This is a genomic window from Changchengzhania lutea, assembly GCF_006974145.1.
Taxonomy (GTDB): domain Bacteria; phylum Bacteroidota; class Bacteroidia; order Flavobacteriales; family Flavobacteriaceae; genus Changchengzhania; species Changchengzhania lutea.
Window position 1 is genome coordinate 3825566 of record NZ_CP039456.1, and the last position, 23886, is coordinate 3849451.

The following is a 23886-nucleotide window of genomic DNA, read 5'->3' on the forward strand; positions in this document are numbered from 1 at the left end:
CTTGTTTTTTAATTCATGTGGTATCAATTTAAACTATTTCAAAAATGAAAAAGGTTCTAATTTTTATTTCAATCCTTGTATTACTAGCATTCACAACTCGCGATTACTTTGAGAACACTTCTGTATTAATAACTCCAGAAAGTCAATTGATTTTAAAAGGAAAAACCAATGTGAATAAATTTCAGTGTGTATTCAATGTTACTGAAATCAAAAATCCTATTCCTGTTTATTTTAAAGTGTTAGGAGACAAATTACTATTTAATAATACACAACTTGTTTTAAAAAATGGTTGTTTTGATTGTGGTAATAAAGCCATGAATAGAGATTTTCAGGATTTATTAAAATCTAAAAAATATCCTCAGATAAATCTTAAATTAAAAGAACTTAAAGAACTAAACACGCAGAAAGGACATGTGATGCAGGTTTTATTAGATTTAGAAATTGCAGGAATAACAAAATCGTATAAAATCCCCGTGACTTTAGAAGGTAGTGATAACTTGTTTGTAAGAGGCCTTTTAGTCTTGAATATTTGCGATTTCAATATAGAACCTCCAAAAAAGCTTATGGGCATTATCAGCGTAGACGAAATTATTGAAATTGATTTTCAGTTACTCATTGAAGAATGCTAGATCTTGCATTTTTCCAGTTCTATTTATGAACTGCACTTTGTGTACACGGGCAATTACTAATCCCTTGCAAAAAGTCTAATCCAATCGTCACGACATGCGTACCGGAATTAAACCCGGACAGTTCATTCATAGTTACTTGATAGGCATATCCAAAGTAAAAAATAGATTTCTTAAATCCTACCATAGGACCAATATTTAAGGGTTTTAGTAATTGATCATTTAAAAAACGATACGAAATTCCTGCCCAGTAATAATCTTCATTTCTATTAAATTTTCTTAATTTAAAATTCAAATCAGTACTGGATCGTTTATCACTACTAAACAATTGATAATAGACCGATGGTTCAAATTCCAAGCCGCTTTTTTTAGGACCTTTAAACGTATATCCAGAGTAGATTTGATAATTTAAAAGCAAGTTAGGCTCTAGTGCCCGGATAGATTCTTCTATATCCTTACCTAAAATGTTATTGGCGTTAAAACTTAAAAAGAAGCCTTTATTTCTATACAGTAAACCCACATCAAAATTATGGTTTGTGGTTTTTCTATTATCAGTAATATATGGATCAAAATCTATTGGGGTACCGTCACCTTCATAAGCTATAAAATTGCTGGTATCAATTCTAAAGTTATTGATATTGTATGAAATACCAAAGGACAAGTATTGTTTGGTGTAATAATCTAAAATGATATGATGTGCAAAAGAGAATTTGGCACCTGTTTGAATGGTGTTTCCGTTTCTATCATTATATAGTGACAGTCCCACTCCAGAACGATCCGCTATTCTAAAATCGGCGTATAATGATTGATTATCTGGCGCGCCTTTTATGCCCACCCATTGCGTTAAGCCATTCGCTCTAATTTTTAAATTGTCTCCAATACCTGCATAGGTTGGAGAGACAACAAAGTTATTATCTGCCAAATATTGCGTAAAAACAGGCAAATTCAACTCCTGTCCATAAGCATTTGCTATGACTAAGAGCATTAGATATATTATTAATTTTTGCATTTCAATGTTTTTATTTAGTGGTTTTCACCACTAATTCTGTTATCTGTAAAGCGTAAAGTGCCCAACAAATTCTCGATTATCTTTTGCATCATTCAGTTGCACGACGTACCAGTAATCACCAGTAGGCAACTCTTTTCCATTATAGGTTCCATCCCATTTTTCACCCACATTTAAGGTAGCAATTTTTCTGCCATACCTATCAAAAATATCAACCGTTAGGTTGCGATATTGACCGGTACAGCCTGGTTCCCACCCTCCATTTTGCGGCACAAAATAATTTGGAATACACACATCTATATACTCATAATACTTTGTGGCTGTTGCCATACACCCATTACTGTCGGTCACTACGACGGTATAATCACCAGATTCGTAAATTAGAAATGTATTGGTACTGCCGTAAGACTCTCCGTTAAGCGTAAATTCATAATCTCCTGATCCGCCGGTAGCAATAGCTACAATTTCATTTAATTCACCATCTTCCAATACAAGTTGTAAAGGATCATAAGATTCAATATCGAACATTTCGGTTCTTTGAATACAACCATTGGTATGTCTTACATCTATAAAATGGTTTAATCCTGGCAGAACATTTATAAACACGTTACTTGTTTGATATGGGCCACCATCAAGTGAATAATCTAAGTCGGCAGGATTGGTAATACTATCGTCTACGGTTACAGTTACCGAATTAGTGGATACATTATCTGTACACCCATATTCCACAACTGCAATGGGATCAATACTAACCGATTTTGGAAATGTAATGTTCCACTCAGATTCACAACCTAAATTATCACGTACATAGACCACATGGTCATCTCCTCCCAAATTGGTGAAATCAAATTGTGTCTGTGTTGAAGTTCCAATAGTATAAGTACCATTAATGTCATCTAAACTCACGCTATAAGGCAAGTTTCCGCCAGAAATATCGATACTGAATTCACCATCTAAATCGCCTTCACAAACCTCAGCTAATATAGAGTTAGGGACAATCGTTAAAATAACCGGTGTTGGTTGATCAATGGTAAAATCGAAAAGAACGAAACAACCCAACTCATCTTGTGCAATGGCTTGATAGTCTCCTGGCATTAAGTCTTCAAAAATAGGAGATTCGAAAAACTGATTTAATTGTGGTGAAATAGCATACTTAATAATACCAGAACCTCCAGATGCCATGATTTCCATCATCCCGTCATCACCTCCATTACAAGTCACATCATTCACTGTGAAATTTGCCACCAATGGTAAATCAGGTTCTGTAATTGGAATTTGTGCAGAGGTTGTTAAACAATCCCCACTATCAACTCTAATTTGGTAGGTACCAACAGGTAAATCTGTAAATACCCCTGGAGTGTTTTGAATAGGTGCCGGTGCGATAGCATTTCCTGAAGCATCTTGTAAGGTATATATATAATTACCTAAGCCACCTTGGGCAGTCGCTACAATAACACCTGTATTATCTCCGGCACAATTAATGGTCGCATTGGTCGCATCTAAATCAACCACCAATGTTGGTAAAGGATCTATGGTAATTTCATTAGAAATAGAATTTAAACAACCATTGGAATCACGTACATAATACATGTAAGTTCCGGGTGCGACAGAAAATGTGACTGATGATGCAAACGGCCCTAAAACCGTTGTAAAATTACTAGTATTACTGTATTCATAAGGTGCGTTTCCGCCTAGGGCACTTAATGTTAATGTTGTGCTTGTAAAACAAGTTTGCGATGTTTCCTTAACCAAAGTGGCCTCTACTTGAGTTGGCGCATCAATAATGATATCTGCCGAAGTAAACGAACAATTGTATCCGTCTGTGACAACCACTTGATACGTGCCTGCTCCTAATCCACTAAACACAGGATCCGATTGTGGACCAGATGAACTTGTGGTAGGCGACATCATATTTAGGGTATACGAGTAATTACTTCCCTGTCCACCAGTTGCACTCACGGTTATGCTCGCATCAGTATCTCCAAAACAAGCTAGTAACGAAGTACTTGCGGTTATTGTGCCGTCAATTGGGTTTGGAATATCCAATACGACATTTTCTGAAGCAATACATCCTCCAGCATCCCTAACATTAACCGTATAGTTTCCTGCACTTAAGTTTGTAAACGTTCCGTTTGTGGAGTAAACTATGGTTGCCGTTCCTGTCAATTCATATTCATAAGTTCCCCAACCACCATTGGCTATAGCAGTAATAGTGCCTTTATCATCATCGCAAGTTACGTTTGACGTTTCAGTAGCATTCAATGTTAATGCTTCGATTGGTGAATTAATTATAACTGTGGAAGTCGCGCCACAAAACGGACTAGCAGTTTCTGTAATATCCACGGTGTAACTTCCAGCTAACAATCCAGAAATGGGCTGTGGGTTTGTTGATGTATTCGCAGAAACAATTCCTGTTACAGAGACCCCCAAACTATTAAACACTTCATATGTATAAGCTCCTGTATAACCGCTAATGGTTAAATCAAAAGCACCACTGTTATCTCCAAAACAGGTGACTGCTGTTGGTAGCGTGGTAATAGTCGGAAGCTGTTCAGATGGCATGACTATGGTCACATTTTCTGAACACAAGGTCGTTGCATCTGTTAAGGTTACGGTGTATGTTCCAGATGGTACACCTGTATAGATGTTTCCACTTAAATTAATACTAGCTGGATTCGGACTTATGATATAATCATAAGTTCCTGTTCCTCCAGATCCGATTATTGTAATTTCCCCATCGTTATCATTACATGTTGCTAAGGCTGTTACGGTAGGCTCTATAAATAAAGGTGCTTCAATATCGACTGATTCTAAATTACCACAACCATTTATATCTTGTATCTCAATGGTATGTGTGCCAGAAGCCAAGTTTGATATGGTAAACGGTGCCGTTCGAGTTTGAAAAGCGCCACCATCAACACTATAGCTATATGGAGCAACGCCTCCAGTTGCTAGTGTAACATCGATTTCAAAATTACCTTCAGTAACTGTACATCGGTTGTTAACTGTTGCAGTAATTACTGGTTCTGGATCTGTAGGTAAATCTAAGACCAGTGTCGATTTTATACAACCATTTGCATCTACAACATGTACAAAATAGCTGTTAGCATCCACATTAAACGTACTCGCAGACGCCCATAAAGGATCTGTTGCCAATGGTGGAATTGCTGATATTGTAATTTGATATAAATATGGTGCTGTACCATTTGTAGCTATAGCACTAATTAGTCCAGAGTTTGGATTACAATTGGCATTATTGTCGATAGTAGCAGTAATATCTAAATCAATAGCAGATTCATTGATTTCAAAAATGGTAGATGCTGATAGACATCCGTTAAACGCACCTGTTCCGTTTTCAGTAAAAACAATATAATATTGTCCCACAGACAAGTTTCCTGGCGCTGGTGTAGTCACCGTTTCCGGCACTCCAAAAGTAACAGGTAAATTGGTTGGCCCGTCGATTAATACATTTGTAAAAGCTGTATAAATAGCATAATCGACAGAAGTTGTTGTGCTATCAAAATTATCAATAGTAAAGGTGACACTGCCGTTGTTTTCTCCTTGACACACGACATTATTTGGAACAACTGATGATGTTAGCGTTGAAGCTGGGTCTATAGCCGAATCTGCAGATTTTACAAAATAGCAACCTGTAGCTGTATCGTAAACGACAAAAGTATAAACAACTCCTGGTGTTAAGTTATCAAATGTTTTTCTATCTGGAAAACCAACATCTGAAGGAAAATACGATGTTGCTGGAGCATAAGGTATTGTATTGAATTCTAAAATAGCAAATTCGTAATTCCCACTTCCCAAAGCTGAAATTGCCTGTACCACAGCTGTACCACCAGAAGCACAATCTGGCACTACGGTTGTAACATCGATTAATAAATCTGATGGTGGTGACGCGATAACTATTTGCTGAGACAAACTACAGCCATTAGCATCAATTACATTTATAGTGTAGGTCCCAAAATTAATTATGTTGAATGTATGATCTTCATTTGAGGCTGCCGTATAAGGACTTCCTAGAATAACATCACCAAAATTATTTGTAATGTAATAGGTAAATGGTTGCGTTCCTCCTGAAACGTTTTCAACAGTAATAGACCCTAAGCTTGATCCTCCAGGGTCATTACAGGTAATATCTACTTTAGTTAAATCAAAAATTATTGGGTTAGGTTCTGATATAGTTATGGTTTCCGTATCTGTACAAGCTTTAGAATCAGTTAAAGTAATTGTATAATCCCCAGCTGGTAGCCCACTTGTTTGTGTACCGAAATCAGTTCCAGTAGTATCGTTATTCACATTAATAGTAAAAGGCGGGGTCCCCACTGCATTATTAATGTTTATCTGAATAGCAGCATTGGAATCACCATTACATAAAATTGGTTGTGTTTGAACTACCGAAATGATGTCTGGTAACGAAATGGCATTAATGGTTTGTACGGAAGATTCGGCAGTACAGCCATTAGCATCCGTTACTTGAAATTGATACGTACCATTTGCAGCAGTTGCATAATTGAAAGGTGTACCTGTTGCTCCTAATGAAGCATAAGCACCGCCATTAAAGGAAACGGCGTAAACATATGGTGAAACACCTCCAGAAATTGTTCCTGAAATTGAAGCATCTGGTGATGCTGTACAATCTAAATCTTTAGTTAAAACCGTGCTTAACGTTATTGGTGGCAATGGTGCAATGGTATAAGATTCACTATAAACACAATCGTTGGCGTCTCGTACCTGAAACGTATAGGTGTCTGGCTCTAAACCATTAAATACATTTGATGATTGATAGCCTGTTGCTGATGCAGCTGGAGCTATAATCTGGTATTCTAATGGAACAGTTCCTCCTGTGACGGTTAAAGTAACATCCGAAGTATTAGAAGGACAACTTACTGGTGTATTACTAAACGTTAAATCCGTTGGCGGATCTAATGAATCTATAGTAATTGGTGCTGCAACGAAAGTACAAGCGTTAGTATCTCTAATAGTTATGGTGTAAGTGCCACCTGTTAATCCTGTAAATGTTAATCCGGATTGAAAGGTGATACCGTCAATACTATAGGTATACAGTCCTGTTCCGCCTGTAACCCCTGAAACGGTAATCGTTCCGTTAGAAGTACAGGTATAAGGCGCTGTTAGAGTCACGGTGCCATTCACCGCATCAACAGCTGTAATACTTACTGTTTGAGGTGTTGTTGAACATATGTCCGTTCCTATGCTATATTGAACCACCACATCGTAATCTCCAGTAGAAAGCCCTGTGAACATTGGGGAATTATAAAAGGTGACACCATTATCAATACTGTATTCTAAGCTGTTTCCGTTTGCATTGGAGACGTTTATATTTATTGTTCCATTATCGCCAGCATCCGAACATAAAATATCGGTTTTAGAAACATTGAAATCTGGTGGCAACGTTGCATCCACTGTAATAGATGTTTCTGCGGTACAGTTATTTGAATCCACTACCGTGATATTATACATACCAGGAGTTGATACATTGATTATTGGTGAATCCTGAAAATCTGTGGTACTGTTAACGAAATAAAAATACGGTGATGTTCCGCCCACGGGATAGACTGTAATCTCTCCATCGGTACACGTTAATGGTTTTGTAAGTGCTGAAGTTGCGGTTAATATCGGTGGATTGATAATTTCAATATCTCCGGTATAGGCACAACCATCTTCAGTAGATATATTTACCGTATAGATTCCTGGGTTTAAATTCGCGAAAGTATAGTCACTCTCCATTATGGATCCTACGCTATTTATTAATGTAGCACCTTGATAAATTGAATAAAAATATTGTGGGCGAACGTCGTTAGCAGCTAAAATAACACTACCCTGTTCTCCATTACAATAAGGTTGAGTTATCACGGTGGAGACTGTAAAATCACGTTGTCTTATTTGGACGTCTGGTACAGAAAAGATACAAGGGTTTGGATCCACGCCAATTTGTCTCACATACACCGAATAAACGTTTGGAGCATTTATAGAAAATATATTGCTAGATTGATAATTAGCCCCATCAATACTATACTCATAACCACTAGGTACACCACCAACTACTATCTCACCTGGTGTTGTACAAATGATATCCCTTGAGGTCACTGTAGGAATCAATAAATTGGTATACACATTGAAATAAAATCGGTTAAAACAACCACCATCATAGTTTAAGGTCAATCTGTATTGACCTGCTGTGTCTGCTAAAAAGTTAGGACCTGTTTCAACTTGATTCCATGTACATGCGACATCTTCATTGGCACAGTCTTGGTCAACTACGGCAGCACAACTGGTTTCATCCAATCTTTCCCAAATCATAGAAGACGTGTCTGTGATATTTGTTTCAATAGATCTTGAATCATTAGCACCACATAAAAAAATATTTGGCAATGATTTCCCATCATTAGGACAGGTTACTACCTCATCTGCAAAAGGAATGACTGGGTTTGTGACATTAGAACCAAAAGTGATCACTTCAAATTCCTGATCGATTGATTGACAAGGCGCAATGGCCGTGTTAAATACATAGTAAGTTCCTGTAGTGGTAACCGTTAAAGATTGGCTTGTACCAATTACGGGTGTTCCTGATGGGCTTGTAGACCAAGCATAGGAATCGTAGCCATTAGCCGCTGTTAAGACCGTACTGGCACCACAAAGCACCACATTTTCATTAAACGTACAATTAATATCAGCCAAAAAATTGGTTGCAGCTGGTGATAACAAACATCCGGTATTTGTACTAAAACTAGGATCGTCTGAAATGGTAAATGTTGGATTAAGCGTCCCATTATAAGTTGAAAATGCCTGATTACTTATAATATTAGAACACGCATCACTTAACAAACTACAAGTGGCAACAACGGTTACTTTAAAACGAATTTCCTGTACGGGATCATTTTCTTCAACAACAGAATTATCCACACTAAAAACAAGTTCCCTAGTGGATGTATCATAACTTTGAACTGTTACCCCGGGAGGTAACAATTCCATATCTGCCGGATAGTTAAAATCAATGTTTGTTGGAAGAATATCCCTAATTATCAAATTTGTGGCATCATCATTTCCTGTGTTCTGAAAGCCAATGACATAATTTAATTCATCACCTAAATTTACTAACTGTCCACCAATATCGTTTCCTGAAGCATCTTCAACTATTTTTGTAAGTACAATATTGGGTTCAATAATATCTACAGCTAAAGCGAAAAAATAATTGAAATAGGTATCGCCACTAGTCTCGAGTCTTACCACCGCATCTGTAGCATTATTAGCAATCACCGCATTAGATGGATTTGGAACGACCATAACCCCCGTATCAAAACCCAAAGTGTTTGTACTGTTAGGGTTTCTGTTATTTACAGGCAATGCGCTTAGTTGGGTTACCGAACTATTAAAAAAGTTATCTACAGGGCGATCAGCCGTAGATAAATTAACACCATTAAGTAATAATTGATCTCCTACAATAGGGCTATCGCCTTCTAAAGTAGCAAATGCAAAATTAGCTCTTACTGGCGCCGGTGCAGGAATAGTTCTAAATCCAGAAACAGGAATGTCTAGAGAAGGGTTTCCTCCTGCTACACTAATAGCACTAAAGCCATCAAAACTGGTAATGGACTTACCAGGCATGGTTGGATCCTCGTAAACAACAAATAATGACCAACCCGCTGAATATCCTGTACCATTTCTAGGTGTAAATGTTTCTGTTTCCCCTTCCGCACTGGACACATTTGCTACGGTATACGTTCCTAAATCTGTGGTTAACCCCGTCACTATAGCCGTTACATCTGCATAGCAGGCGTATGAAAAACTATTGCCCCCGTCTACTGATGTCCCATTGGCATCATAAATGATGGTACCAACGATATCATTATAGGCACCTGTAGGGCCTTTAAATTTTACTTGATTTATAGGTTCAGTGCCATTAGTCACTGCTCCCCAATATAGACCTGCATGAATAATACTATAACAATTTGGATTTGCAATACCTAAATCTGCACTTGATGAACTGAATGTTAAAGGATCTGAATCAATGTCAATATACCGCATATCAACATTATGATTATAGACAGAATTATCATTGAATGCATTGTTGTCCGGACCTAAAATATTATTTCCGATCAATACGATATCACCCTTTAGATCTTGATTGAATCGTGGTGTGAACGGTGTGTAGTTTTGTGCAACTAATTGCACACCCATAAGGAAAAGGAAAACAACTAATAAATTTTTGCAAAAAGTAGGTTTTTTCATGGTTGCTATATTTAATATTTCTTTTTTGGTGGGGGCAAAAGAAATAATCCTGCTTATTAAATAGATTAAAATTTTGTAAGTACATTACTTCTTATAATCCATTTTGTCCTTTTTTAATGCCTTTAAACGAGATAAATATCGTGTTTTTTTTTGTAACGATGAAAAAAGTTATAATAATTTAAGCACTTTATCGATATAATACTGCTTTCAACTGCATTTAATCGGTAAATTCGTAGTATTTTAAACACCATTTCATATAAGAGATATGGCCAATTGAAATATTTCTATATAGTCGCTCCTTAACAAGTCAATTTTAAGGTAGAGATTCTTTTAAAGCTTTGTAGTCAATGGTACAAGAAGATTTGAGAAAAAAGAAATCGTAGATAGCTGTGAATATATTATCTGTAGAGCGTAAAGTGTCCCATAAACTCCCTATCGTCTTTCGGGTCATTTAATTTCAATAAGTACCAATAGTCTCCTGATGGAAGCTTTTTCCCATTATAATTCCCATACCATTTATCATCTACATGCAACCTTTCAATATTCCTACCATACCTATCAAAAATATCAACCGTTAAATTTCTATATTGACTAGTACATCCTGGTCCCCATCCTCCATTCTGCGGTACGAAATAATTTGAAATACACACATCAATATATTCAAAGAATCCAGTAGCAACAGCGGTACAACCATTACTATCGGTCACTGTTACCGTATAATTACCTGATTTATAAATAATGAACGTATTTGTATTTCCATAAGGTTCGCTACTGGAATCAAATTCGTATTGTACCTCATATTCATAAACCCCAGAGCCACCAGTAGCTGTGGCTACAATTTCATTTAAATTACCATCGGCGATTGCAAGTTGTAAGGGATCAAACTGTTCAATTTCAAAATCGATGATTACCTCACAAGTGTTAGTGTGCCTAACTGTTATATAATGGTTGCCAGGTGCTATGTCAATAAATGTATTATCAAGCTGAAAAGCACCGCCATTTAAAGCATAATCCAAATCGGTAAGGTCAACAAAGGTATCATCTACCGTTACGGTTACCATATTACTTGTAGCATCTGTATTATCCGTACAATACGCAATATCAAGTTCTGCTTCGATGCGCACAGACTCTGGGAATGTAATGTTCCATTCAAATTCACACCCTAAATTATCGCGTACGTAAACAACATGGTCTCCGCCAGCCAATCCAGTAAAGTCGAACTGTGTTTGTGTTAAGGCTCCGGTAGTGTAATTGCCATTAATATCATCTAGACTTACACTGTAAGGCATACTGCCTCCAGAAATAGCAACGCTAAATTCACCATCTAAATCGCCCTCACAAGCCTCTGGAATTATGGAGTTGGGTACAATGCTCAATATTACCGGATCTGGCTCGTCGATGTTAAAATCAATAAGGACAAAACATCCCAATTCATCCTGTGCGATAGCTTGGTAAGTTCCAGCAACTAAATCTTCGAAAATAGGAGAATCAAAAAACTGGTTCAATTGGGGTGAAATCGCATATTTAATAATACCTGTTCCTCCAGTAGCTATAATTTCCATAATACCATCATTCCCGCCACTACAAGTTACATCTGTAACGGAATACGTTACTTGTAATGCGAATGCTGGCTCTGTAATTTCAACTTGGGTAGACACCGCTTCACAATCTACACCACTGGTCACCCTAACTTGGTAAGTACCTGCTGGAAGTTCTGTAAATACGCCTGGGGTATCTTGCGTTGGAGCTGGTGTAATATCTGTTCCAGATCCATCTTGCAATATATAAATATAATTGCCCAAACCACCTTGAGCCTCTGCCACAATCACACCCGTAATATCACCAGTACAATTAATAGTTGCATTAGTAAGATCTAAATTTACAGTTAATGCTGGCAATGGATCTATAGTTATTTCGTTTGATATACCAGATGAACACCCATTAGCGTCCCTTACATAATACTGATAGGTTTCTGGTGTTACAGGGAATGTTACATCTGAAGTAAACGGCCCTATAACTGTTGAAAAATCCATAGTCTCGCTATACTCATAAGGCCCTGTACCTCCAGTTGCGCTTAACGTTAGTGTTGCATTTGTTAAACACGTCTGTGATGTTGCTTTTACTAATCTAGCTTGAATAAGGCTTGGTTCTGCAATGACGACATCAGCAGTAATGAATTCACAATTATACCCGTCTCTTACAGTAACATTATAAGTGCCTGCTCCTAATCCATTAAACATATTTGATGTTTGAGGACCAGATGATGTAAGTGTTGGAGACACCATATTAAGTCTATACGTATAGTTGGATCCTTGTCCACCCGTTACATTGCTTACGGTTATACTAACGTTTGTATCCCCAAAACATGATACCAATGCAGGCGTTGCAGTTACTTGGGCATCAATTGGGGTTGGAATGACCAATACTACATTTGTTGATGCAATACAACCTTGACTGTCTCTAACGTTTACTGTATAATCACCTGCTGTTAAATCTGTAAAATCGAATACTGTACTATAAGATGAAACAACTGTTCCTCCTGTTAATTCTAATTGATATTCATAAGCGCCTGGCCATCCACCAGTTGCACTAGCAGAGATTGAACCATCATTATTACCACTTATACAGGTAATCTCAGTATGTGTTTCGGTAATTGATAAAGCTGCTGCAGGTGCAGTAATGGTAAAGTTTTTGCTAATTGTACAAAATGGGGTGTTGGCTAAACTTGCCGTCAAGGTATAAGTTCCTGATACCAAACCAGAAATTGATGTTGGCCCTGCATTTGGAACTGTTCCTGAGATTACTGGATTTCCTAGTCCGTCAACAATAGTGTAGTCAAAAGCACCAGACTCATCGGTTGGTATAGGCACTCTATCAATTAGAGTGATATCAACACGACCATCAGAATCACTAAAACAAGTCACATCAACCACATTGTCTATCGTGAAATCAAAAGTATTTGGTTCGTTAACATAATGCACCGTTTGTATACTACAGCTTGTATCCAAGTTAATAACCGTAATGGCATAATTACCTATTGGTAAGCTTGTAAAAATTCCTGTTGCATTGGTTTGACTATAATTTGCACCTATTAGGGCACCATCAACATCTTCAACGGTGTACTCTAAATTTACTGGTGTGCCACCTGTACTAGTTACTGAAATTGTGATATCCTCATCGTTAGTACACGTTATTGTATTATCGATGGTTATATCCAAAGTATCCAATTCTATATAAGGTTGAATAGTTGCCGTTGTTGTGCCTAAACAACCGTTATCATCATAAACGTTGATGGTGTATGTGCCACCAGATAAATCTGCTTCGGTATAAACATTATTAGCGTTAGATTGAAGAATAGTTCCTCCTTTAATGAATTCATAAATAGTATACGTTCCTGAGCCTTCTGTTACGCCACTTACGGTAATCGTAGCAAAATTTGTTGTATTGGTACCTACCGTACAAGCGTATTCCAAAACTGTTGGCGTAGGTACTATAATAGCATTTGGTTCGCCAACGGTTTCAGATTGTGTTAATGTACAATTTCTTCCAGAAGTCACCGTAATATTATAAGTTCCTTGAATTAAACCAAAAAATACGTTTGAGGTTTGGGTTGTGGCACCGCCATCCAAACTATATGTATAAATAGGATTATCATTACTTGTTGGTAGGTTCACGGTTATTATACCGTCGTTTCCGCCGTTACAGCTTACAACCGTTGGTGTGGTTGTAAATGTCACAGGCGTTGGAGCATCTACAGTTACGCTTATATTTCGTGTACAAGTTGTTGTAGCATCTGTAATAGTCACCGTATATATGCCTGCTGGCAAGCCCGAAATTACATTTCCAGAAATTGATCCCGCAGTTGGACTGATGGTGTAAGTATAATTTCCGGAACCTCCTGACCCAGTCATTGTAATCATACCATCATTATCTGAACAGCTCGGTAACATCGTTACTGCTGGTGATGCATCTAAAGCTGGATAAACCGTTACCGAAGTTGCACTAATGGCTTCACAACCATTTGCATCTCTAACGGTAACAAAATAATCTCCTGGAGTAGATACCGTAAATGCGGTACTTGATTGGAATCCATTTCCTATAGAATATGTAAAAGGTGCTACTCCTGTCGTACCTATAACAGTAAATGTATAAGGGTCGCCAACTAAGTTACATTGGTTTGAAGTCAATGCTGGAACTGTTACTGTTGGTAATGGATCAGTATCTATAACAACATCAATTTGGTCTGTACAATCATTACTATCTATTACCCAAACATCCCAGTTTACATTTACCGCTGGATCTAAAACAGCACTTGCACTTGATGTATAGTCTGATGTGTTAGGAACATTTCCGTTTTCAACAAAAGCATATAAGTAATTTGGTGTACCTCCATTAGCTTCTACAGTAACTTGTGCTCCAAAATTACAATGCGCATTTATGTTGATTGTCTCTGCTAAAGATAGAGCGATAGGTTCACTTACGTTTACGGTAAAGGTAGCGGTACAGTTAGTAACCTCATCAGTTACCACGATAATTTGATCCCCTATCGATAATCCTGTTAATTGGATTATTGAAGAAGTTTCTCCTGTACCAGTTAGTGTACCGTTAATAGTATAACTATAAGTTGAAGAATAGTTTCCAACTGTAAAATCCACTGCTCCGTCCGAACCACCATTACAGCTTACATTGCTAACCAATAATCCTGATACTGTGATATTTGTAACTGGAGCTACTGTATAGGATTCTGTATAATTACATCCATTAGCATCGGTAACCGTAAAGGTATAGGTATCTGGTACTAAACCTGTATAATCCCCAGTTGTATCTCCAGAAGTGTTTCCAGTGGCACTAGCTGGTGCTATTATAGCATAACTTAATGGTCCAACACCATTTGTGGTTGTTAATGTAACATCACTATCTAAATCAGTACAAGTTACTGCTGTAGCCATAAAATCTAAATCTGTTGGAATATCTAATGCTGGTACAACAACATCTATTGGTGTTACTATAATACATCCATTAGCATCTTTTACATAAGCAGACACCGTTCCTGAAACATAAGTAGAATATGTATTTGTTGAGGTATAATTTACACCACCATCAAAACTATAAGTATATGGTGCTGTTCCGCCACTTCCGAAAATTTCAACTTCTGCTGGTTGTGTGGCATTACCTGCTCCACATGCAAGTCCTTGATTTAATGCTCCTGAACCTCCAACTAAAGTTGGCTCATCTATGGTCACTGGAACTGTTAATGATACACAGCTCTTACTATCTCTTACAACAATATCATAAGTTCCTTGTGCCAAACCGCTAAACACATTAGACGATTGGAAGCTTGTTCCGTTGTCATTACTATATTGATATGGTGCTATTCCAGAAGTTGCAGTAACTACAATACTACCATCTGCCCCACCATTACATGTTACATCGGTATGTACTTCAGTAAGTGTTGGTGTTGTTCTTGGCGTTACTATTATTTCAGCTGATTCTGCTTGACAGCCTTGTGAATCCGTAACTCTAAATTGATATGTTCCATCTGTAGTAGTTGTATATGGTGAACCTGGAATTACCGCATATCCTCCACTATTAATGTTAACTTCATAAGTTGAGTATGTTCCTGTTCCCCCACTTGGTGTTAAAATAATACTGGCATCTGCAGCACAAGTTAAATCTTGGGTCATATTAGCATCTAACAACAATGAAGTTTCTACTACATATGTTGTTGTTGCAATACAGCCATTACCATCTCTTATAGTTAAATTATAAGTACTCGCTGAACCTATTGTAAATGTATCACTAGACTGATATGCGCCACCTATACTATAGGTTAATGGTGTAATTGCAGTACCAGTTGCTTCTACTAAAGTTATATTGAAAGGTGTACCATCAAAACATTCTTGCGGAACTGGATTAATGGTTGGGTTTGGGTCAGAAGCAATCGTTTCATTAACTGTTACAGGACAATCATTTGCATCTATAACCACAATATCCCAATTAGTCCTAATTGAAGGATCCAAGTTCAACACATTACTTGTTCCAAAGTCTCCTGAAACAGGCGTAAATCCTAGAGCACCTGCAGCATATTGATAAGGCCCCGTACCTCCACTAGTTGTTAACGTCACTAACGCCCCTGAATTACAATTAGCATTTACATTATTAGTTACAGCAGATGTAATTGCCTGGGATGGTTGAGTTATATCAAAAGTAAACGCATTAGAGCAAAGTGTTCCTGATGCCTCTGTAACTTGTAATACGTAATTACCAGCTGCCAAGTTAGTAACACTTCCATTTACTGGTCCTCCTGCTGGTCCTGATAATGTTTGAATGGCATTAACTGGAACTAAAGTTAAGGCATTTAATATTTGATAATCAATATCCGTAACTGTTGGATCATAATCTTCAACAGTAAAATTAATAGTACCATTAGTATCACCGTTACAATTTACATCTGTAGTTATGGTATTTGTTATTACAATGTTAGAAGGCGGCGGTGGCATAGTCGCTTCTAAAATTGAAATACAATCATTAACATCCTTGACTTGTAAAAAGTAAGTTATACCATGTGATAGCCCTGTAAAAGTATACGAAGCACTTGCTATAGGTGCCGTTTCTGTGGCTGGTTGACCAAAAATTGAATATCTAAAAGGTCCAATGCCTCCAGATGTATTCACCGTATAATCTACACCCGTTGCACAATTGCTACTATCAACAAATCCTGTTAATTGTAAGAATGGCGGTGTTTCAATTCTTAGCTTTCCACTATTAAATTCACATCCGTTAGCATCTACAATAGTAATGTAATAATCTCCAAAATTTAAACCACTAAAAGTATAAACTGGACTAGGAGATGCATTAGTTTCTGTATAAGTCGATAATACAGTATATGCATTATCAAACAATGTATACTCAAATGGCGCTATCCCTCCAGAAACCAAATTAACATCAATGCTACCCGGAGTATTAGCATTACACTCTATCGGTTTTAAATCAATATTAGCTAAAATCGGATCTGGATCGGTTAAGGTAAGTGTTCCTGTTCCATCACAACCTTTATTATCTCTAACGACATAATCATAATTCCCAGCCGCTAAACCTCCAAATACATTTGAAGACACGAAAGTAGTTCCTCCATCAATACTATACGTAAAAGGTGGCTCTCCTGCTGTCGCTGCTAATTGAATAGAACCGTCAGTACTTCCGTTACATGTTGGATCTATTGGTGTAGTTGAAACTGTTACGGATACTGTTGCATTAACAGTCACCACATTAGTTTCTCGAGTACAAGAATTAGCATCAGTTATTCTAAACTGATAGTTACCTGCCGTTAAAGTTGTATAAGGAGAACCTGCAATACTAGTATACGTAGTACCCCCATCTGTACTAACTTCATAAGTATAAGGTGCATTACCACCAGCTACCGTAATATCAATACTCGCATCCGTTGGAACTGGTGAACATGTTATATCTTTAGTTAAAAGAGCGCTTGTTGTAATAGGCGCATACACCACAGTTGGAGTTGAGCTGATATTGGTACAACCATTCGCATCTCTAATAGTCACGGTATAAGTTCCCGGTGTATTTACCGTAAATGTTGAACTCGCTTGATACGATGCACCGCCATTAATACTATAATCGTACGGGGGAACACCATCTGCGCCTGCAGCGGTGAACGTAAACCCTGAATTTACTGAACATTGATTGGATGCTAAAGGTGGTGTCGTTACCGTTGGTAAAGGATCTAGTGTAATGGTTACTTCTATTTGTTCAATACAACCATTGGCATCTTGTACATAAACATCCCAAACTAAATCTGCTGTTGAATTGGTATCTACATTTATGACATTACTACTTGCATAAGTTACTGGAGCTGGTGCTGTTGAAACTACCGCTGCATAGGTATAACTAGTTGTTCCACCTGTTGCAGTTACCGTAATTTGTGAATTAAAGTCATTACAGTTTACATTTTTTGCGTTAACCGATGTAATACTTAATGCATTTGTTGGTTCCGAAACTGTAATAGTTTCAGTTGCTGTACATCCTGTTGTTTCATCTGTAACGACTATGATTTGATCTCCTGCTGACAAGCCTGTTAAAGGTATGGTTAAAGCTGTTTGACCAACAGTAGCTGTCCCCCCATTGATGGTGTAACTATACGTTGACGCAAAATTTGAAACTGTAAATTCCCCAGATCCATCGGCTCCACCATTACAACCCACATCACTCAACAATAATCCTGAAACCGTAATATTGATTACTGGATCTATGGTATAAGATTCTGTATAATAGCATCCGTTGGCATCAGTAACTCTAAATACATAAGTACCTTCGGTTAATCCTGAAAATGAATTTGATGTTTGTTTTGCTACGATTATTGGTGAAGGTGAAATGGTTTCATATTCCAATGGCCCAACACCATCTGTAGCTGTTAGATTTACCGTTGATGTGGTTGCGGTACAGGTTATTTCCGTAGACGTAAAATCTAAATCTGTTGGAGGGTTTAATTGTAATATGGTAACAGAGCCTCCTGCAGTACAACCTTGTGCATCTTGAACAGCATATGTTATAATTTGATCTGTTCCATTGTCATTTACAGTTAAAGCATTATTCGAACTGTATCCAGAACCGTTAAAACTATAAAGGTAAGGTGCTGTTCCTGTTGTTGGTAAATTTATAGTAACCACTGCTGATTGCTTTGTATTTGCAGCGTCACAACTAAAAGTGGTTACACTTGCCGAAGCTATCAATACGGTTGGCTCAGTTAAGATGACTGAACCAGTAAAAATACAATCTTTAGTATCTCTTACTTCATAAGCATAAGTGCCTGCACTTAAACCTGTGTAAGATGACGTTGAAGTAAATGCACTGCCATCAAAACGATAGGTATAAGGGCCTACGCCATCAGCAGGTATAATTTGCACCGAGCCATTAGCATCACCGTTACAACTTGGATTTACAACTGTTGTAGTTGCTGTTGGATTTGATATGGGATTAACCGTAATTACATTCGATACTACCTGACAACCATTATCATCAGTGACTTGAAATTGGTATGTTCCATCTGTTGTAGCATTATATGTAAACGATGTTCCAATAGCCCCTAAATCGGTGTAAGCACCTCCATTAAAAGATACAGCATACATATAAGGCGTATATCCATTTGAAATAGTTCCTGTTATAACAGCATTTGGAGAACTGGTACAATCCAATTCTTTTGTGAGCGTTACATTTACTGAAACTTGTGGTGCTATAGTTTCAACTGGTAAAGTTAGAGTACAACCGTAGGCATCTCTTACAATTATAGTATAAGTACCTGATGCTAGATTACCAAATACTGGATCAGTTTGAAAAGCACTTCCATTGATATTATACTCATAAGGTGGTTGTCCACCCGAAGCTGAAACCTCAAGACTTGCTCCATTGGCAGCATCATAACAATAGTCAGCGTTAATAATAGTTGCCGTTGGTGGCGTTGGGTTTATTAAGTTTAATGTTGTTGTTTCAGTACAACCGTTGGCATCTGTTACTCGAATGATATAATCTCCAGCACCTACATTAGTTAAAACACCATTACTTGGAAAGTTTGACACCAAATTCAAAGATGTATTCAATAATTCATAAGAGTATGCAGCTGTACCTCCTGTAGCAGTTGCAGTAACCGTAGACCCATCTAGACAGGTGATTGCTGTTGCTGAAGCATTAACACTTACAGCCATAGGTGTGTCAATATCTTGATTAAAAGTAAAATCACAACCCGTTACCACACTATCATAACGCATTTGCACGCTATAGCTACCATCGGCTAATCCAGTAATAGTATATGGCGATGTCATTTGCGTAATCCAAGTGACACCGTCCAAAGCATATTGAAAACCGTTAGCAGAATCAAAATTTTGTGCCGAAATAGTGATTGTTCCATCGTTAGCACCAGCACATGTTACATCTGTAGCACTTACAATACTTGCTGTAAAAGCATTTCCTGAACCAATAACAATAGGGAAATCACTTTGTTTAATACACGAAGTAGTTCCGCTTTGTAATTGATAAGAAACACTAATGGTATGAGAACCTGCTGTGACATTTAAAAATGTTGTTGGATCTGCTGTATTTGTATTTTCAAAACCATCAATTAAATACGTATACGTAAATGTATTCGTTCCAGAATTGGTTACCGTTACTACAAGGTTTGCTGTACCGTCACAATTAAAATCAGGGTCTGATATATCTATAGTTGGTGCTACTGGCTCTGGTTCAATAGTGATATCTGTCATGGGGAAAACACAACCATTAGCATCCCTAATATATACAGTATATGTACCTGGGTCTAAATAAGCTTCATTTGTAGTTGCCCAAGTCGTTTGATTATCAAAACTATATTCATAAGACGTAACGCCTCCTTGAGGATTAGTAATACTTATCCTACCTTCTCCCGTAGGACCACAACCCGCTAATTCCGTAACTTCGGCTGTAGCGGTTACAGCTGCAGCGGGTTGAGTTATAGTAATAGCTTCTGGAGTACTAAAACATTCATTTCCATTTAATGAATATCTTATAACAGTTTGATATGTTCCAGCAACTAAATTTGAAAATGTTGGATTAGCTACATAAGTTACACCATTGTCAATACTATATTCAATAGCATACCCGTTGGCATTCGTGACATTAAATTGTATTTCTCCAGAACTATCCCCATAACATAAAACATCTATTTTGCTTACGTTAAAATCTGGTTCTGGGATTTGATCGACAGTAATAGATGTTTGAGCAGAACAGTTGTTAGAATCTACTACCCTTACGTCAAAAGTTCCAGGCGCAGTTACTGCAATTGTTGGAATCGTTTCAAAGTCTGTACTGCCATTAAGAAAATAAAAGTATGGTGGTGTTCCACCAACGGGGTATATAGTAATTTCACCATCTGTACAAGTTAATGGGGTTGTTAATGCTGAAGTGGCTTCTAATAAAGGGGGATCAATTATTTGAACATCGTCTGTAAATACACAACCATCTTCAGTAGAAATATCAATCGTATACGTGCCCGGATTTAAATTTGAAAACGTATAATCCCTATCCACTATGGGTCCAACACTATTAACTAGTGTGCCTCCTTGAGAAATTGAATAGAAATATTGTGGTCTTACATCATTAACTGCAATAACCACATTACCAAGATCGCCATTACAAAAAGGTTGATTAATAATTGTTGAAACCGTAAAATCACGTGCTCTTATTTGAACATCTGGAACAGTAAAAATACAAGGGTTAGGAGAAACGCCTACTTGTTTAATGTAAACTGTATAGAGATCTGGAACCGTTACAACAAATGTATTGCTACTTTGGTAATTTGTTCCATCAATGCTATACTCATAGCCACTAGGTACGCCTCCCACAACAATTTCACCTTGTGTAGTACAAAATATATCCCGTTTAGTTACCGTAGGAGTTAATAAATTCGTGTAAATATTAAAGTAAAATTGGTTAAAGCACCCTCCTGGGTAATTTAAGGTCAATCGATATTGGCCAGCAGTATCTGCCATATAATCTGGTCCTGTGGCTACTTGATTCCAAGAACAATCAGGATCTTCATTAGCACAATCTTGATCTATAACAGCAGCACAACTAGCCTCATCCAGTTTCTCCCAAATCAACGATGTCGTATCAGTAAGATTAGTTTGAATAAATTTTCCACCAGCTCCTCCACATAAAAAGATATTTGGTAATTGCTTCCCATCATTAGGGCAGGTTACAAGTTGATCTGCATAAGGAATTACAGGGTTTTCTACATCCGCTCCAAATGTAATAACTTCAACTTCTTGATTTGTAGATTGACACGGTGCTAACGCTGTGTTACGAACATAATATGTTCCTGTACTTGTAATTGTAATGGTTTGTGTTGTACCTATTATAGGGGTTCCTGATGGGCTACTTGACCATTCATAGGAGTCATACCCGTCAGGAGCCGTTAGCGTCGTGCTTGCACCACAAAGAATAACTTCTTCGTAATAAGTACAGTTTGCTATATCTGCTAAAAAATTAGTGGCCTGTGGGGATAACAAACAACCATTATTTGCATCATAACTCGGATCATCTGAAATAATAAAAGAAGGATTTAATTCACTTCTGTATGTGGCAAAAGCTTGATTGCTTACGCTATCAGAACAGGCATCATTTAATTGGTTACAAAACTCAACAACTTGAACGCTAAAGCGAATTTCGGTTACCGGTCCAAACTCTTCTACCAGTGAGTCATCAACTCTAAATATTATTTCTCTGGTAGCGTCGTCGTAACTTTCTATGGTAACACCCGCTGGTAGAGGATCTATATCTGATGGATAGTTGAAGTTAATGTTAGTAGGAAGAATATCTCTAATTGTAAAATCTGTAGCATCATCATTTCCTATATTTTGAAAACCAATAACATAGTTTAATTGATCACCTAAATCTACGACCTCTCCCCCTATATCCATTCCCATTTCATCTTGTACAATTTTTGTTAAAACGATATTGGGTTCAATAATATCTACCGCAAAAGAGGTCACGAAAGCTCCATAACCATCACCACTTGTTGTTAATCTTAAATCACCTGCTGTGGCATCATTAGGTAAAACCGAATTATCTGGATTTGGTATAATAACATTGGCAATATCATAACCAAGAACATTGGTACTGTTTGGATTCCTATTATTCATATAGGCACCATTATTTGTTATTTTAGAGTTAAAAAAATTGTTGGTTGAATTTAAGGCATCACTGATACGCGTATAAGAGCCAGATGTACTTGCTCTAAATCTAAATGAATCACCACTTATACCTAAATCACCTTCTAATGCTGCTACACCAATTTTAGCGTTTACTGGTAATGGTGCTGGTAAGGTTTGAAATCCTGAAACTGGGATATCCAGCGCTGTGCTTCCTTGAACTCCCGCATAACCATCAAAAAGTGAAATAAACTTACTTGGAAGTAAAGGGCTTTCATATATAACCACAAGTGTCCAACCAGCAGCACAACCACCTCTTCGTCTACCTCGAGTAGCTCTCAAATTGGCAACGGTATAGGTCCCATCTGCTTCAGTTAATCCTTGTAATAAATTTGTTACGTTTTTATAACATATTATTGGTGAATCTTTAAAAGAATTATTAATATTTACAGGATCATAGCCATCAAAAATGATATCATCTTCCTCTCCAGTTGGGTCTGCATTGCCATCTGCGACCAAGTCTATAAATGTCCCTGTTGGTAATTTAAACTTTATTTGATTCCAATCTTCGATTCTTGGTGTCCCTTGAAACTGTTGACTACTATTGTTGGCAACCTCTAGAGGATAAACAGATGCCCAATATAAACCGGCATATATAATATTTTTACATGAATTATTTATTTCTAAATCTGCAGTACTTGAACTAAAAATGGATGGATCTCCCCCACTCGCAACATTTATATACTCACCTGTATATGAGTTATTATTCCCATTACCATTAAATGGAAGTGATAATCCTTCTCCAGTAATAATACTATTCCCAATTAAAACAATATCTCCTTTTACTTTAATACTACCATTTGGCAGCCTTGAAGAAAATGGCACTGCTAGTTGTGCAAATACATTATTACTAACAATAATCATTAAAAAAATTGTAAAAAGAATTGTGCCTTTTTTTTGAAAGAAAAAAAAATTTGAATTTACTTTAAAAAAACGTCTGAAAAGAAAAAGTATAAATACAAAAAAAGTAGGTTTTTTCATGCTGATTGTGTTTAGTATTTCTTTATTGCTTGGGGTTCAAAAGAAATAATACTCTAAAATTAATTACATTATAAAATACTCGTAAGTATATTACTTCTTACAAAATTTAATATTTAATTTTTTTAAAAGATATAAAAATCATAATTTTTTTATAACAACAATAATAATTTTTCTTTATATTTCATTCTTTTTTTACATTTCATCGATTTTTTGAGTTGTTTAAACGGGTATAAATTATATTTTTGTAAGAAATGTAATT

The 23886-nt window shown here is 37.0% G+C and carries 4 protein-coding genes; 1 reads left to right on the forward strand and 3 read right to left on the reverse strand.

Annotation, left to right across the window (positions count from 1 at the left end):
- The first annotated feature begins 44 nt into the window (after nt 1–44).
- Nucleotides 45–629 carry a YceI family protein gene (locus FAF07_RS17210; RefSeq protein WP_142786285.1) on the forward strand — a complete coding sequence of 195 codons (585 nt, stop codon included), beginning with the start codon at nt 45–47 and terminating at the stop codon, nt 627–629.
- Nucleotides 630–648: 19 nt separating this feature from the next.
- Here FAF07_RS17210 and FAF07_RS17215 read toward each other — a convergent pair whose 3' ends face one another.
- From FAF07_RS17215 to FAF07_RS17225, 3 genes are all read right to left on the reverse strand, one after another.
- Nucleotides 649–1635: a PorP/SprF family type IX secretion system membrane protein gene (locus FAF07_RS17215; protein ID WP_142786286.1), complete on the reverse strand. Its 987-nt coding sequence runs from the start codon at nt 1633–1635 to the stop codon at nt 649–651.
- Nucleotides 1636–1674: 39 nt separating this feature from the next.
- Nucleotides 1675–9891 (reverse strand): T9SS type B sorting domain-containing protein, encoded by an 8217-nt coding sequence (locus FAF07_RS17220; RefSeq protein ID WP_142786287.1) that lies wholly within the window; start codon nt 9889–9891, stop codon nt 1675–1677.
- 398 nt (nt 9892–10289) lie between these two features.
- Nucleotides 10290–23510, reverse strand: coding sequence for a T9SS type B sorting domain-containing protein (locus FAF07_RS17225; protein WP_185956472.1), 13221 nt, complete (start codon nt 23508–23510; stop codon nt 10290–10292).
- Nucleotides 23511–23886 lie beyond the last annotated feature (376 nt).